Source organism: Aeromonas sp. QDB54 (genome assembly GCF_027707385.1).
In the GTDB taxonomy this organism is placed as follows: domain Bacteria; phylum Pseudomonadota; class Gammaproteobacteria; order Enterobacterales; family Aeromonadaceae; genus Aeromonas; species Aeromonas hydrophila.
The window spans coordinates 1-15752 of the sequence record NZ_JAPCIT010000043.1 but is presented as its reverse complement, the minus strand read 5'-3'; the positions used below and the strand labels follow the sequence as shown (position 1 = coordinate 15752).

Below are 15752 nucleotides of genomic sequence, written 5' to 3'. Positions count from 1 at the left end.
AATCGGCTCAAACATGAAGAAATGAAATGACTGAGTCAGCCGAGAAGAATTTCCCCGCTTATTCGCACCTTCCCTAGGGCCATTAATTCAACCTCACCGTATCCCTCGTTCCCAGCGTAGTAATTGGAAAATCGGTCGTCGGCATCCACTACGCAAAATCTGTGTAGACCGGTTAAGTTATACACTTTAAAGTCAATCGCTGGGTTTGTGATTCCAGAATCGACCATAATTTCACTTTTTTGGCGACGGCCAATGTCAAAAACAACCCTTTCTAAAGACGACGAGCGAGCTTCATGTTTTGGGGCGCTATCACCACTGCTAACAATAATCTTTCCGCCGCGCTTCAGCCCGCGAAAATCTGAACGGAAGATATCCAGCAACTTCCAAATCCAGTTTTCTTGATCTGTTGAAAATAAAAATCTTCGCCGAGTAGAATTGTCATCAATGTAGGAGAAGTCGACAGTGTCAACGTCATCGATTAAGCAGCTAATTATTAAGAATTCAAAATATGCGATCCAAAGCTCTTCATTGTAAAGGTTCTGCTCAGGACAATCTTTGACCAATAGCTTTTTATTTAATTTCTCATAAAGTGTTAAAGGGTTTATATGGTTCGCTGAGATGAGCGCAGATCCGCGCTCTTTAAGTTGGTTCATCAGGAACCTAAGATTTTCAGGGTCCTCCGCTTGTGAGAAGCAACGGAATGTCTTATCCACTAACCCTATAAAACTAGCCATAGCGGGGGGGTGTATTTTTTCTAGCCCTGCTTCTGAGATAATCTTTTCGATCATGGCTATAGGCGTACAGATCACCTTTCCATGGAACTCACGATCGACAACTCCTTCGACTCGTGATTCTATCCCCTGGAGGAATATATCCCCTCCAATCTCGACGAATACACCGCCACCAGAGGCTCCCGCTATTTCACTCCAAAGTGGTCTCCCGTCAAGGGTTACAGAAAATCTGTCTCCCTCAACTTCATTGATTTGCCCTGGGTACTCTCTTAATTGATCGCGGGGCTCTAAAGTCCTCCGGATGCCTGGGTATCCGTAATAAAAAACTCTATTATTTCTTTCAGGTTTCGATACAGCAATTTGTAGATCGGAGTCTAGCTTAGTGCTTGTGATTAAAATTGCGATGTCGTTATCAACGCTGACTATTCGTCTTAGTAAATCAATTGTATCTCCATTTATTTTTGTAACGGTAATTTTATCTATGTCATGGTATTCCCCAGAGTTTTCCTCAGTTTCCAGTACGTGTTTGGCAGTGAGTATGTAGCTGTGATCGCCAAAAGCTGGATGGATGAGAACGCCGCTCCCATCAATTACCATGACAACATGGGAGCGTATTTTGTCAATTTGGCTAGTCAAATTTCAACTCTCCAAGCAATGCATTGATTTGATTTTTCAATTGCGCAAGCTCGTCATTTGTATAGATACTTGAAATTACTGATTTGTAATTGAAGAGTATTGCTGCGTTTGGTTTTTTGCTGTGGATGCGTGCAAAAGTTATTTTATTTGGCAGGCCATGTCGAGTTGCATCAGTGCTTACTATGTAGGTCAAACAATCGATCGTGGACAGTAAATCAGGGCTGGTGTTACCTTTGCTGCCGTGATGGGAAAGTTTTACCACCTCTGCTTTTATAGGGGTGTCGGCATTGTATCCCTGCATTGTTAAGCCTTGGATGATACTGGTCGGGTGCGCATCACCTAAGAACAGAAAATTATACTCGCCCACTTTTAAAATAAAAGAGATGGAGCTTCCGTTTGGTGTTGAATTATCCTCCTTGAATGTGTCTTGTGCGAGCAGTTCCTTGTAACTTTTTTTCCAATCGGTTTTGGATGCAGAGGTGAATGGGCTGGGCTGTCCTTTTTCCCATGTTGTAAGTAGTTTCTTTAGCTCGCTTTCGTCAGGTGTGAGAAATATTAATTCGCAGCCTTTAAGAGTATGTTTATCACCTTGCTTTATTACGCTCTCATGCCATATTCCTAGGTCTTTTAGTAATCGCTCAAGGGTGTTCCCTTGGTTGATTGAGGTATTTTTAGATTGGGTGAAATTCCCTAGTATTTCTTTCTTAGGGTCTACTTGGACTTTGAAGTACTCATGAATGAGTCGTCCAGAATTAAACATTATTTTTCGCGCAAGCTTTGTCAGCCCGTCTTTGACCTCAAAGGCCTTTATCAAACCACCGATGTGGTCATCGTCAACATGTGTTAGTATGACTAGATCAATTTGCTTCCCTTCAGCTTCTAACTCGTTAAGTAGGGCTCTGAGTTCTCCCTGTGGAGAGACTCCGAAGGTAGCCGCTGGCCCCCCATCGATCAAAATTCTCTCCGTGACCGTTTCTGACTCAACAGTTATGAATATACAATCGCCGTGAAATGCTTTTAACACACGAATGTTAACTGGCATGGCCTTCCTCTCCCGGCCCCATTGCAAGAGTAACGGCATGCACAGCAATGCTAGCTGAGCATAGTTATCCCCAACCTAGGCAATATTTAGCGCAAAGCGCTGAAAAATTACTATGTAATATCTCATTAATCCTTGATTAGCAACACATTCTCAACTTTTGGCTGGGTTTAGCCCGCTTCTACTTTTGGCTCCATGAACGCACAATGGACGGGCTTTCTCGCCACACCAACACTCCCTCTCCCTAATCGGGGAAATACTTACCAAACCGTCTATCCCGTTCGCGGCCGTCGACACACTGCTCGCGATAGCAGTAACCATGCAGCGTAAGTGCTTCCGACTCAAGGAAGCAATATTTGCAAACCTTAGGTCCCTCCTCCACCGGCCTGGTCACAGCATCCATTCTTCGCTGTCCAGTAACCAACTGGTCCACCGCCCGCTGTATTTCTCCTTCATCCAAGCGCCTACGTTCAATGGCTTCCTTGCGCTTTTGTTCCATCCGCTCCCAGATGGCTTCATTCCGCTGCTTGCGCTCTGCCATCTGACGCCGTTCCTCCTCTTCTTGCTGCTGGCGGGCTAACCGTAACATCGCCTCCCGCTGCTGTCGTCGCTCCTGTGCCAGTTTCTGTTCGCGCTCACGTCGGGCTTGGCGCTCAGGCTCCCGTGCCTCCTCTTCTCTCCACACCCGTAATCGCTCCTCCTCCCTCACCCGTTGTTCGGCCTGGCAGCGTTCCCTCTCATCTGCTTCGTATTGCAAGCGACTGCGCTTCAGTTCTGCCGCTGGATGAAACTGCCAGTGCAGACACTTCGGATTGGTACTGAGTATGTGGAACATCCAAGACGTGGTATCCATGCCGTCAGGGCGGTCCTTCCGAAATAGATGTTCGACAAAGGTGCGATACACCACCGAAAGAATGCCTGTTTTAGGGTTGGCGCGGGTGTAATCGTCCAGCCAATAGGGTTTATCCTGTGGCGATTCATCAGCAGCGGGGAAATCCAGTCCAAGCCGGTATTCGTTCCGATCCTGCAAAGCATAGAGTGCCGTCGGTGCCAACTGCTGACTCTCCTGGGATGTACGGTACACTTTGATGTCGGGATGCGGCGCGGAGACTAGATGGCTGACTCGCTCGAACAAGATCTCGAAGGCAGGAGTATTGAGCAACTTGATGTCATCGAGCCGAGAGAGCAACATCAGGCGAATACTGGTGTAAAAGGCGTATTGGCAGGCTTCCTTGCTGGCGGTGTGATGCGCAAAATGATGTGCATTCACATCGGCTTTTCTGGCCACCAGACGGCCGTCACAGCTGGGGCACTTGCAGTTACAGGCTAGCCCTCGCTCTACCTCGTCAACTGACACCATTTCGCCGGTATCAATCCTGACCGCGAAGGGAATACGTATTTCTTGCCACATAGCGAGAACTCAACTACCCACTGGTTAAGGCAATTGCCTAGATAGCTCCATAATATCAAATCTTTGATTCAACGGGATCGGCACCGATTAGACCATCTCAGGACAAGGAGGTTAAGTTGAAAGACAAGGATACCATCGCGCTCTTTATTGACGCAGACAATGCACCGGCAAGAAAGATTGAAACGGTGCTGTCCGAATTGGCCCTCTATGGTGTGGTTAATATACGCAAGGCCTATGGCAACTGGAAGAATGCCAACCTCAAGCCATGGGAGGACATATTGCACGAGTACGCCATCCAGCCAGTGCAGCAATTTGACCTGGCCAAAGGCAAGAACGCCACCGATATGGCGTTGGTGATCGACGTGATGGATGTGCTCTACACCAAGGATATCGATGTGATCTGTCTGGTCTCTTCGGATTGTGACTTTATGCCGTTGGTCACCCGTTGCCTGGCCGATGGCAAACAGGTGGTCGGGTTTGGGGAGCGTAAGGCCTCCCTACCCTTCGTGAATAGCTGCTCCAAGTTTCTTTACTTGGATCCCCCACTCCAGGAGGTGAAAGAGGAAGTGCCGATTGCCATTCATGCGAAGAACCTGAAAGGGGACACTCGGCTGATCAATCTGCTACGTCAAGCCATTGATGCTGTGGAAACGGGAGATGGTTGGGCATCCTTGGGCGGGGTTGGCAGTCACATCTCAAATCATGCGTCGTTCGACCCGCGTAACTATGGGTTCAGAAAACTAAGCGACCTATTTGCAGCCATTGACCTCTTTGAATTGAAAAAGAACGAAAAGTCTGGACTGATGGTCAGACACAGAAAATCGGTTTCTCAGATCAAAAAAATCGTCGAGCTGTGACCTTCATTGGCACATAGCTTGATGGCAGGGCAACATTCTTATCGCAGGTCGGTTTGGAAGTAAGGGATTCGCGAATGACGAATGATGAGGTCAGTACCCTCAAAGCCGAAAATTTGCGCTTGATTGCACTACTGGAAAAACACGGCATCGAGTGGCGACTGCCGAATCCCGCCGCTCCTGTGGTACAAAAGCTAGGCGCCACACTCTTTTCCACCGCTCAAAAGGTTGCGATGTTTCGTGGTCTTTTTCGTGGACGCACTGATGTTTACCCTATCCGCTGGGAAAGCAGGACAACCGGCAAATCCGGTTATGCCCCGGCCTGCGCCAACGAATGGCGAGCGGGGGTCTGTGAGAAGCCCAGAATTAAGTGTGGTGACTGCACTCATCGCCTGCTGCTCCCAGTCTCCGATACCGTGATCTACGATCACCTGGCCGGTAAGCACACCGTCGGTGTCTATCCATTGCTGGAAGATGACAGCTGCTATTTTTTGGCCATGGATCTCGATGAAGCCGATTGGCGCGAAGATGCGCGTGCAATCATGCTGTCGTGTGCAGAGTTGGGAATTCCGGCCGCACTGGAAATCTCACGCTCGGGCAAAGGTGCCCATGTTTGGGTGTTTTTTGTCAGCCGTGTATCGGCACGCGATGCCAGACGCCTGGGCTCAGCCATCATCAGCCACACTTGTGCTCGCAGTCGACAACTGAAGCTGGGCTCCTATGATCGATTGTTTCCTAATCAGGATTCCATGCCCAAGGGAGGCTTCGGAAATCTGATCGCCTTACCGTTGCAAAAGGGGCCGAGGGAGAAAGATTTCAGTGTTTTCGTCGATGCCGAACTGGCCCCCTACCCTGACCAATGGGCATTTCTTGACTCCATCCAGTTGATGCCCCCTCACGACATTGAGCCCACCATCCTGCAAGCCACCGGTAATGTTCACCCACTCGACGTGACCTTTATTGATGACGAAGACCTGCTCACCCCCTGGAAACGGGAGAATACCGCGACCAGGAAGCTGTCCGGGCCGATTCCTACCTTGCTGAACGTGACATTGGCCAACTTGATCTATTTTGAGAAAGCGCAGTTACCGCAGGCATTGGCCAATCGCCTTATCCGGCTGGCCGCGTTCCAGAACCCTGAGTTCTACAAGGCACAGGCCATGCGAATGTCGGTATGGAATAAACCCCGTGTCATCGGCAATGCGGAAAACTTTCCGCAGCACATCGCCTTACCTCGTGGCTGCCTTGATGCGGCAATGGATCTGCTCCGGGAAAACGGCATCGGTTGCCATCTGTGCGACGAGCGCATTGCCGGTGAACCCATAGAAACCGCCTTCATCGGCACCTTGCGGCGGGATCAAGAAAATGCCGTCGCAGCGATGCTGTCCCACGATGTCGGTGTGCTATGCGCCCCGACTGCTTTTGGTAAAACTGTCGCCGCTGCCGCAATGATCGCACGCCGAGGCGTTAGCACTCTGGTGCTAGTACATCGCACCGAGTTGCTTAAACAGTGGCAAGACCGCTTGCAGGCATTCCTGGAGAACAGTAAGGGGGTGGTCGGCACCATTGGTGGTGGCAAGGCTAAGCCAACCGGGAAGATCGATATCGCAGTAATGCAGTCCATCTCTCGTCAAGGTGAAGTCAATCCGCTGGTAGAGAACTATGGTCAGGTGATCGTGGACGAATGCCACCATATTGGCGCAGCGTCTTTTGATGCCGTATTGAAGCGAACCAAAGCGAAATTCGTACTCGGCCTGACCGCCACCCCTATCCGTCGTGACGGCTTGCAACCGATTATCTTCATGCAGTGTGGCCCCATCAGATATACAGCGGAAAAACCGGTCAATGCCCCTCATAACCTGGAGGTAGTGCCCTGCTCATGGTCTCCCCACATTGAACTGCCTGCCGAGGCGGGCATCCAAGACGTCTTTAGACATCTGGCCAATGATACGGCCCGAACTGAAGCCATCGCAGCCCAGGTGCGCGATGCCTATGAGGGGGGCCGGAAGGTACTGGTTCTGACGGAACGCACCGAGCACCTCGATGCAATCAAATCTGCCCTCGAAAATCTGACGCTTCCGCCATTTGTGCTGCACGGTAGAATGTCCAAGAAACAGCGGTCAACGCTGATCGCCGACTTGGATGCGTTGCCATCCGATGCGCCGAGGATCTTGTTGGCGACAGGTAAATTGGTCGGTGAAGGCTTTGATCACCCACCCCTAGATACGCTGATCTTGGCGATGCCGGTTTCATGGAAAGGGACGCTACAGCAATATGCTGGGCGTCTGCATCGGGAACATGCAGGCAAGACCGATGTACAAATTTTCGACTTTGTGGATACCGGTCATCCTGCATTGCTGCGAATGTGGGACAAACGGCAGCGGGGGTATAGGACGATGGGATACAGAATTAAAACCTGAGTCCGTTTTTCAATAAGCACTAGGCCCGCAGGAAGGAGTAACCCCTGCCTCCATAGATGACTCCTTTTTTAAAGCTACCGACATCTTTACGCAAACCAAGTAAGTGGATAAGGACAAGTGGCATGAAGAGTCAATAAGGCATTGGGCAGCCAGATTTCATCGTTGGATGGCATCAATTTAACGGTATAAAAAAACATCGGACAATACGAAAGCTATCTACGTTTGAGACTTCACATCTTGCCGTTATACAAACATTGGCGCATGATGGTCATCAATTTGATTACAACGATAGCGCCGTATGGATTACAGCATTCAATTTTCATTTCCCCCTGTAGTGGTAGTTCATGCCTAGTTCCTCCGCTAAGCGGCTCGATGATTTGAGCTTGGTCCAGCGTGAGCGGCTGGCCTACATCGACTTCCGACTCTACTTCTTCGGTGAAATCGGTCGCCCAGACCTGATTGAGCGCTTCGGTGTGGCTCCGGCAGGGGCGACACGCGACTTTGCCCTGTACCGGGAAATTGCACCGCATAACATCATCTTTGACAGTAGCAACAAGATCTACCGCATCGCGCAGACGTTCTCCCCTCTGTTCGACCACCTATCTCAACGCGTGCTGTCGGCGCTGGCGCAGGGCTTCGGCGAGGGCGCAAACGGCGCAACGCAACCACTGCTGCCGTGCGAGTCGCCCACCGCCCTGAGCAACCCCAGAATGGATGTCTTGGCGCCAGTATGCCGGGCGATCCACGCCAAGCGGCCAGTCTCCATCCGCTACCACTCGATGAGCAACGGTGAGTCCGACCGGATCATCGTGCCGTTTGCCTTGGTTGATTCAGGCCTGCGTTGGCATGTCCGGGCTTTTGATCGAAAGAGTGGTGAGTTCCGCGATTTTGCTGTCACTCGAATGGAAGCGCCCGTGTTGGTCGATGAAGAGCCCAAAGCCAATGAGCGCCCGGATAACGATATTCAGTGGACGCGGATCGTGGAGCTGGACTTGGTGCCACACCCGCGTCTCGCCCGCCCCGAAATCATCAAGATGGACTACGGGATGGTTGGCTGCTCGATACGAATGCGAGTGCGAGCAGCTGTTGCGGGTTACATGTTGCTGCGCTGGAGTGTGGACTGCTCGCCCGACCATCACCTCAAAGAAGAGCAGTACCGCCTATGGCTTAGCGATCCACTGGCGCTGTACGGCGTCGAGAACGCCAAGCTGGCTCCGGGCTACCAAGCCCCGAGCAACGTCAAGAAACGATAGAAAGAAGAAAACCAATGACCAAGGCACTTTGTAGCCCACGACAAACTGAAGGATGCCAACTTCAAGGGTAAGGGCAAGGTGTCGCCCTTCGTGCTAACGCAGGAAGTCAGCTCAGAAAACGCGTGGAGGCCCACGCTTCTGGCAGAGCGCCAGGAACGCCTTGTGGGCGAACTCAAAGATCATGAAGTCTCGCCGTCGCCACTGACAAATGCCACCGGCGCTGCGGCGAATTGAGGAACGTATCGATGCAGAAGAAACAACAACAAGACCAAAGCCAGATCAAGTGGATTTCCGACTTCATCTGGAACATTGCCGACGACCGCCTGCGCGACGTCTATGTACGCGGCAAATACCGCGACGTGATCCTGCCCTTCATCGTACTGCGACGGCTCGATGCCGTACTGGAGGCCACCAAGGAAACTGTGCTGGAACGCAAGAAATTCCTCGACACCCACAAGGTGGCCGAACAGGACGGCGCGCTGCGCATGGCGGCAGGCCAAGCCTTCTACAACGTCTCGGAATTCACTCTGGCCAAGCTGAAAGCAAGCGCGGCGGGGCAACGGCTGCGCGATAACTTCATTGCGTATCTGGACGGCTTCTCGCCCAACGTGCAGGAGATCCTCACCAAGTTCAACTTCCGCAACCAGATTCAGAAACTGGTGGATTCTCATGTTCTCGGCTACCTGATCGAGGACTTCCTCGACCCAGAGGTCAATCTCGCGCCGCTGCCAGTGAAGGATGCTGATGGCCGCATCAAGCTGCCCGCACTGGATAACCACGGTATGGGCACGGTGTTCGAGGAGCTGATCCGCCGTTTCAACGAAGACAACAACGAAGAGGCTGGCGAGCACTTTACCCCGCGTGATGTGGTGCAGCTCATGGCCAAGATGCTGTTCCTGCCGGTAGCCGAGCGCATCGAATCCAGCACCTATTCGCTCTACGACGGCTCCTGCGGCACCGGCGGTATGCTCACGGTGGCCGAGGAGGCGCTACACGAACTGGCCGAGCAGCATGGCAAGGAAGTGTCCATCCATCTGTTCGGGCAAGAGATCAGCGACGAAACCTACGCCATCTGCAAGGCCGACCTGCTCTTGAAGGGCGAAGGCGAAGAGGCCGAGAACATTGTCGGAGGCTCGGACAAATCCACCCTGTCCGCCGACCAGTTCCGTTCGCGCGAATTTGATTTCATGATCTCCAATCCGCCCTATGGCAAGAGCTGGAAGACCGATCTGGATCGCATGGGCGGCAAGAAGGAATTCAACGACCCGCGCTTCATCGTCAACCACGCGGGCAATCCTGAGTTCAAGCTCATTACCCGCTCCAGCGACGGGCAACTCATGTTCCTGGTGAACAAGCTGCAAAAGATGAAGCACAACACGCCGTTGGGCAGCCGCATCGCGCTGGTGCATAACGGCTCCGCGCTGTTTACCGGCGACGCGGGCCAGGGCGAGAGCAACATCCGCCGCTGGGTGCTGGAAAACGACTGGCTGGAAGCCATCATCGCCCTGCCGCTCAACATTTTCTACAACACCGGCATCGCCACCTACATCTGGGTACTGGCCAACAAGAAGGCTGAAGCGCGTCGTGGCAAAGTGCAATTGATCGACGCAAGTGGCTGGTTCCAGCCGCTGCGCCGCAACCTCGGCAAGAAGAACTGCGAACTGGGCGAGGCCGACATTGCCCGCATCCTTGACCTGTATCTGCACAGCGAGCAGGAAACGGCTGAATCAAAGTGGTTCGGCACCCAGGACTTCGGCTACTGGAAGATCACCGTCGAGCGCCCGCTGCGCCTGAAAAGCCAGCTCTCTGACAAACGCATCGAGCCCCTGCGCTTTGCGTCTGGTGACGAGGCGCTGCGAGCCGAGATCTACGCCACCCACGGCGAGGCACTCTATACCGAGTTCGCCAAGCACAAACCGGCCATTGAGGCATGGTTGAAAGGCGAAGACGAGAACGAAGATGACGACAGCCAAGACAGTGACGATGAGAGCGAAGCTCCCGCTGCGCGTAAGGCAGTACCCGCCAAGCGCCGCAAGAAGCTGCTCGATGCAGCGACCTGGCTGCGCGACAAGTCTTTGATGGAAATGGCGCAACGGGTGCAAAAGACGCTAGGTAGCGCCATATTCGACGACCATAACGAGTTCCGCACCCGCTTCGACTCTGCGTTGAAGGCAGAGGGAAAAAAGCTCAGCGCGCCCGAGAAAAAGGTCATTTACAAGGCGGTGAGCTGGAGAGATGACGCTGCGCCGCCGGTTCTGGCTAAACGCACCAAACTCAAATCGAGCGACTTCTTTGAACCCAGCTTCGACGGAGCATACTTAGAGACCGTGGGCAAGGATCGCTTCATTGTCGAGTACGAGCCAGACAGCGAGCTGCGCGACACCGAGCAGGTGCCATTGAAGGAGACGGGCGGTATTGACGCCTTTTTCGAGCGTGAAGTACTTCCGCACGCGTCGGACGCCTGGATCGCCTTGGACAAGACCCAGATCGGCTACGAGATTTCCTTCGCTCGCTACTTCTACAAACCCGCACCACTGCGCACACTGGCGGAAATCCGCGCTGACATCCTCGCGCTGGAACAGCAGAGTGAGGGGTTGCTGCACAAAATCGTGGGGGGCGCGCAATGACGGTGATGAGCGCATACCCGAACTACCGGCAGCCTAAGATGCGCTGGTTGCCCGCTGTGCCGGAACACTGGAATGAGCAACGCGCCAAGACTTTTTTCCGCGAGGTAGATGAGCGCTCGAAGACCGGACAGGAAGAGCTGCTGTCGGTGTCTCACCTCACCGGCGTTACCCCACGCAGCCAGAAGAAGGTCACTATGTTCAAGGCTGCGAGCTACGTCGGCTCCAAGCTGTGTCAACCTGGTGACATCGTCATCAACACGCTATGGGCGTGGATGGCGGCACTTGGTGCGAGTAGGCATGTGGGCATCGTCAGCCCAGCCTATGGCGTGTACCGTCCACACATTACCGACAGTTTCAACCCTGCGTATCTGGACTACCTGCTCCGTACGCGAGCCTACGTGGCCGAATACATCGGGCGGTCGACCGGTATTCAATCCTCGCGCCTGCGCCTGTACCCAAACCAGTTCCTCGACATCGCGTTGATCCAGCCACCACGCCCCGAGCAAGACCAGATCGTGGCCTACTTGCGCGCGCAGGACGCGCACATCGCCCGCTTTATCAAGGCCAAGCGGGATCTGATCAAGCTGCTCACCGAACAAAAGCTGCGCATCATCGACCACGCCGTCACGCGTGGCCTAGATCCTTCTGTCACGCTCAAGCCCTCCAGCATCGAATGGTTGGGCGAGGTGCCTGAGCATTGGCAAGTGAAGCCGCTTAAACGTTGGGTGAGGCTGAATGCCAGCACGCTGGGCGAAAAAACCAGTCCGGATTTTGAATTCCGCTACGTAGACATCGGCTCGGTGCAAACCGGGCGCTTGGCGAAGGAACTTGAGCGCATCCGTTTCGAGTCCGCCCCGTCCCGAGCGCGTCGAGTTCTAAGCCGAGGCGACACCATCATCTCGACAGTGCGGACGTACCTGAAGGCCATCTGGTATGTAAGTGAGGACGCGGATGACCTGATCGCATCCACCGGCTTTGCTGTGCTCACGCCAGGCAAGAGTGTGGAGCCCGAATACCTCGGTTACATCATCCAGAGCAGTGCCTTTGTGAACCGAGTGGCAGCAAATTCCATCGGCATTGCTTACCCCGCCATCGCAGAAACAGTGCTGGGTCGCTTCCCTGTGGCGTTGCCACCGACCGTGGATGAGCAGCAGGCCATCGTTGAGCACATCAAGACAGAGAGTACGCCGCTGGATGAGGCCATCGCCCGCACCGAAGAAGAAATCAGACTGATCCGCGAATACCGTGAGCGCCTGATTGCCGATGTGGTCACCGGCCAAGTGGACGTGCGCGGTTGGCAACCCGGTCCGGAGGACGTGGTGGACGACGCAACACTGGCAGCGCTCGGCGATGAACAGGAAGATGTGACAGAAGAGGAGGATAGCGATGGCGAAGACTGACTCCAGCGAGCGCTGGTTCGAGGCGCGCGTGGTGCGCGGCCTGACCGGCGTGCCGCAGCCCGAGTACAGCCATGAGCTGGCTCCCACGGACTTCGCCGCCACCCACAACGGCTATGTGCAGGGCAAGCCCACCGACTACAACCGCGATGTGGCACTGGATGTGGCGCAGTTGCTGGCCTTCTTGCAAGTCACCCAATCCAAGGCGGTGGACACGCTGGAGCTGGCGGCGGATGGTATCAAGCGCACCCAGTTCCTGCACCGCCTGCAAGGGGAGATCACCAAGCGCGGCGTGGTGGACGTGCTGCGCAAGGGGGTGAGCCACGGGCCGGTACACGTCGATCTCTACAAGCTGCTGCCTACGCCGGGCAATGCCAACGCTGCGGAAAATTTTGCCAAGAACATCTTCAGCGTCACCCGGCAGGTGCGCTACAGCAACGCTTCCGGCAACGAACTGGACTTGGCAATCTTCATCAACGGCCTGCCGGTGCTGACCTTCGAGTTGAAGAACTCGCTGACCAAACAGACCCTGGCCGACGCTATTGTCCAGTACCAGACCACGCGCAGTCCGCAGGAGCTGCTGTTCCAGTTGGGGCGTTGCGTGGCGCACATTGCGGTCGATGACGCGGAGGCCGCGTTCTGCACCGAGCTGAAAGGCAAGGCGTCGTGGTTCCTGCCGTTCAACCAGGGCTGGAACAGTGGCGCGGGCAACCCGCCCAACCCGGATGGTCTGAAGACCGATTACCTGTGGAAGCAGGTGCTGACCCGCAAGTCGCTGGCCAACATCATCGAGAGCTACGCGCAGGTGGTGGAAGAAGAGGAAACCGGCGCCAGTGGCAAGAAACGCAAGAAGCGCAAACAGATCTTCCCGCGTTTCCACCAGTTGCGCACGGTACGTGCCCTGCTGCGCCGCGCCCACAACGACGGCGTGGGCAAGCGTTATCTGATCCAGCATTCGGCGGGCAGTGGCAAGAGCAATACCATTGCCTGGCTGGCGCACCAGTTGGTGGAGTTGCGTCGCAAAGATGACCCACTGGCGGTGCAATTCGACTCCATCATTGTCATCACCGACCGGCGCGCGCTGGACTCGCAGATCGCCCGCACCATCAAGGGTTATGACCACGTGGCGGCGATCTTCGGCCACTCCGACAACGCACAGGAGCTGCGAGGATTCTTGCAGAAGGGCAAGAAGATCATCGTCACCACGGTTCAGAAGTTCCCGTTCATCCTTGATGAGCTGGGCGACCTGTCCGGCAAGCGCTTCGCGCTGTTGATCGACGAGGCGCATTCCAGTCAAGGCGGCAAGACTACTGCGCGGATGCACGAAGCCCTCGGCGGCAAAGCAGCCGATGCCGACACGACTGGCAAGATTTCCGAGGAGGAATTCGAGGAAGACAGCACGCAGGATGCGGTCAACGCGGAAATCGAGAAGCGCATCGCCTCTCGCAAGCTGCTGGCCAACGCCAGTTACTTCGCGTTCACAGCCACCCCCAAGAACAAGACGCTGGAATTGTTCGGCGAGAAGACGCTGGTCGGCGACAAGGTGCAGTTCCGCTCGCCAGAGGAACTGACCTACACCACCAAGCAGGCTATCCAAGAGAAGTTCATCCTCGACGTGGTTGAGAACTACACCACCTATAACAGCTTCTACCAAGTGGCCAAGACGGTGGCGGACGACCCGGAATTCGACAAGGTGAAGGCGCTGAAGAAAATCCGCCACTACGTTGAATCGCACGACAAGGCCATCCGCCGCAAGGCCGAGATCATGGTCGATCACTTCATCGCACAGGTTGCGGGCAAACAGAAGATCGGTGGCAAGGCGCGGGCTATGATCGTGTGCAACGGCATCGCGCGAGCTATCGACTACTGGCGTGAGGTGTCGGGCTACCTCGCACAGATCAAGAGCCCGTACAAGGCCATCGTGGCGTACTCGGGTGACTTCGAGATCGCTGGCGAGAAGAAGAACGAAGCTGACTTGAACGAATTCCCTAGCAAGGACATTCCGGAGAAATTCAAGCAGGATCCTTATCGGTTCCTCATTGTCGCCAACAAGTTCGTCACCGGCTTCGATGAGCCCTTGTTGCACACGATGTACGTGGACAAGCCGCTGGCGGGCGTGCTCGCGGTTCAGACCCTATCACGCTTAAACCGGGCACATCCCCAGAAGCACGACACTTTCGTGCTCGACTTCGCCGACAACGGCGAGGCGGTGAAGGCGGCGTTCCAGGACTACTACCGCGCCACCATCCAGACCGGCGAAACCGATGCCAACAAGCTGCACGATCTGAAGACTGAACTCGACGGGCAGCAGGTGTATAGCTGGCAGCAGGTAGAAGACTTGGTGGCGCTGTACTTGGGCGGTGCAGACCGGGACAAGCTCGACCCCATCCTCGATACTTGCGTGGCCGAATACACCGACACGCTCGGCGAGGATGAACAGGTCAAGTTCAAGGGCACAGCCAAGGCCTTTGTTCGCAGCTACGGCTTTCTCGCCGCAATCCTGAGCTACGGCCATCCGACGTGGGAGAAACTGTCGATTTTCTTGAACTTCCTCATCCCCAAACTGCCTGCCCCCAAAGAGGAAGACCTTTCCAAGGGGGTGCTGGAGACCATCGACATGGACAGCTACAGGGTGGAGGCCAAAGCGGCACTGAAGATGGGAATGGCCGACGCCGATGCCACTGTTGAGCCAGTGCCACAGGGCGGCGGTGGCGGTAAGGGCGAGGCAGAAATCGACAAGCTCTCCGCAATCATCAAAACCTTCAACGACCTGTTCGGCAACATTGAGTGGAAGGACGAGGACAAGATCCGCAAGGTCATTGCAGAGGAAATCCCGGCGCGGGTGGCGCAGGACAAGGCTTATCAGAACGCGCAGGCGAACTCCGACAAGCAAAACGCCAAACTGGAGCACGACAAGGCGCTCAACCGCGTGGTGTTGGAGTTACTGTCCGACCACACCGAACTGTTCAAGCAGTTCAGTGACAACCCAAATTTCAAGCGTTGGCTGACGGACACTGTGTTCGATGCGACCTACCACCGGGGTGCTATGCCGCCGAAGGTACCGCCACAGCCTGGGGCGTCGGCATGAGAAGGAACTGGTATGGGAGGGCGCGATGACCGAAATATCTACAGAGGATCAAATCAAAATTTCTGCGCTTTACAGAGAGGCTGAGCGACTAGAAGAAGACGCCATGTATTCGAGCAAGGGACATTTCAATGCCGAAGACACATGGGTTCAGCGCAACTACTGGCTCGGTGTGCCAGCAACCGCTCTAGGTGCAATTGCAGGTGCCGCGCTAGTCAAAAGCTAGATTGGCCCCTTGAAGATCCAGACACTTCGCCCCTCTTAACTTAAGAGGTAGTCTTGGAGCTATGTTCAGTACT

At 54.5% G+C, this 15752-nt stretch carries 10 protein-coding genes; 7 read left to right on the top strand and 3 right to left on the bottom strand.

Going from position 1 to position 15752, the window contains the following annotated elements; translation table 11 throughout:
• Positions 1–35 precede the first annotated feature (35 nt).
• The 3 genes from PG881_RS22940 to PG881_RS22930 form a co-directional block, all read right to left on the bottom strand.
• On the bottom strand, positions 36–1367 hold the full coding sequence (locus PG881_RS22940; RefSeq protein WP_270803134.1) for an ABC-three component system protein: 1332 nt from the start codon (positions 1365–1367) through the stop codon (positions 36–38).
• Entirely contained in the window at positions 1360–2409 is a 1050-nt protein-coding gene (locus tag PG881_RS22935; RefSeq protein WP_161524854.1) for a ComEC/Rec2 family competence protein, read from the bottom strand. Before PG881_RS22935 ends, PG881_RS22940 begins: the two co-directional genes overlap by 8 nt.
• A gap of 241 nt (positions 2410–2650) precedes the next feature.
• On the bottom strand, positions 2651–3817 hold the full coding sequence (locus PG881_RS22930) for a hypothetical protein (protein ID WP_113995289.1): 1167 nt from the start codon (positions 3815–3817) through the stop codon (positions 2651–2653).
• Between the two features lie 116 nt (positions 3818–3933).
• On the opposite strand from PG881_RS22930, the gene PG881_RS22925 reads away from it, so the two are divergent.
• From PG881_RS22925 to PG881_RS22895, 7 genes are all read left to right on the top strand, one after another.
• Positions 3934–4674, top strand: coding sequence for an NYN domain-containing protein (locus PG881_RS22925; RefSeq protein WP_113995288.1), 741 nt, complete (start codon positions 3934–3936; stop codon positions 4672–4674).
• A gap of 74 nt (positions 4675–4748) precedes the next feature.
• Positions 4749–7091 (top strand): TOTE conflict system archaeo-eukaryotic primase domain-containing protein, encoded by a 2343-nt coding sequence (locus PG881_RS22920; protein WP_113995287.1) that lies wholly within the window; start codon positions 4749–4751, stop codon positions 7089–7091.
• Positions 7092–7474: 383 nt separating this feature from the next.
• Entirely contained in the window at positions 7475–8344 is an 870-nt protein-coding gene (locus PG881_RS22915) for a helix-turn-helix transcriptional regulator (RefSeq protein WP_239991392.1), read from the top strand.
• 245 nt (positions 8345–8589) lie between these two features.
• Positions 8590–10971 carry a type I restriction-modification system subunit M gene (locus PG881_RS22910; RefSeq protein ID WP_113995285.1) on the top strand — a complete coding sequence of 794 codons (2382 nt, stop codon included), beginning with the start codon at positions 8590–8592 and terminating at the stop codon, positions 10969–10971.
• Complete coding sequence (locus PG881_RS22905; RefSeq protein WP_113995284.1) at positions 10968–12371, top strand: restriction endonuclease subunit S; 1404 nt, start codon at positions 10968–10970, stop codon at positions 12369–12371. The genes PG881_RS22910 and PG881_RS22905 overlap by 4 nt, the downstream gene beginning before the upstream one ends.
• Positions 12358–15456, top strand: a complete 3099-nt coding sequence (locus tag PG881_RS22900) for a type I restriction endonuclease subunit R (RefSeq protein ID WP_113995283.1) — start codon at positions 12358–12360, stop codon at positions 15454–15456. The genes PG881_RS22905 and PG881_RS22900 overlap by 14 nt, the downstream gene beginning before the upstream one ends.
• A gap of 25 nt (positions 15457–15481) precedes the next feature.
• Entirely contained in the window at positions 15482–15679 is a 198-nt protein-coding gene (locus PG881_RS22895) for a hypothetical protein (protein ID WP_270803122.1), read from the top strand.
• Positions 15680–15752 lie beyond the last annotated feature (73 nt).

What these genes read in the sequence shown, in the direction of transcription:
- PG881_RS22935 (WP_161524854.1), bottom strand. Translation starts at nt 2,409, where the DNA reads ATGCCAGTTAACATTCGTGTGTTAAAAGCATTTCACGGCGATTGTATA.
- PG881_RS22930 (WP_113995289.1), bottom strand. Translation starts at nt 3,817, where the DNA reads ATGTGGCAAGAAATACGTATTCCCTTCGCGGTCAGGATTGATACCGGC.
- PG881_RS22920 (WP_113995287.1), top strand. Translation starts at nt 4,749, where the DNA reads ATGACGAATGATGAGGTCAGTACCCTCAAAGCCGAAAATTTGCGCTTG.
- PG881_RS22910 (WP_113995285.1), top strand. Translation starts at nt 8,590, where the DNA reads ATGCAGAAGAAACAACAACAAGACCAAAGCCAGATCAAGTGGATTTCC.
- PG881_RS22905 (WP_113995284.1), top strand. Translation starts at nt 10,968, where the DNA reads ATGACGGTGATGAGCGCATACCCGAACTACCGGCAGCCTAAGATGCGC.
- PG881_RS22900 (WP_113995283.1), top strand. Translation starts at nt 12,358, where the DNA reads ATGGCGAAGACTGACTCCAGCGAGCGCTGGTTCGAGGCGCGCGTGGTG.
- PG881_RS22895 (WP_270803122.1), top strand. Translation starts at nt 15,482, where the DNA reads ATGACCGAAATATCTACAGAGGATCAAATCAAAATTTCTGCGCTTTAC.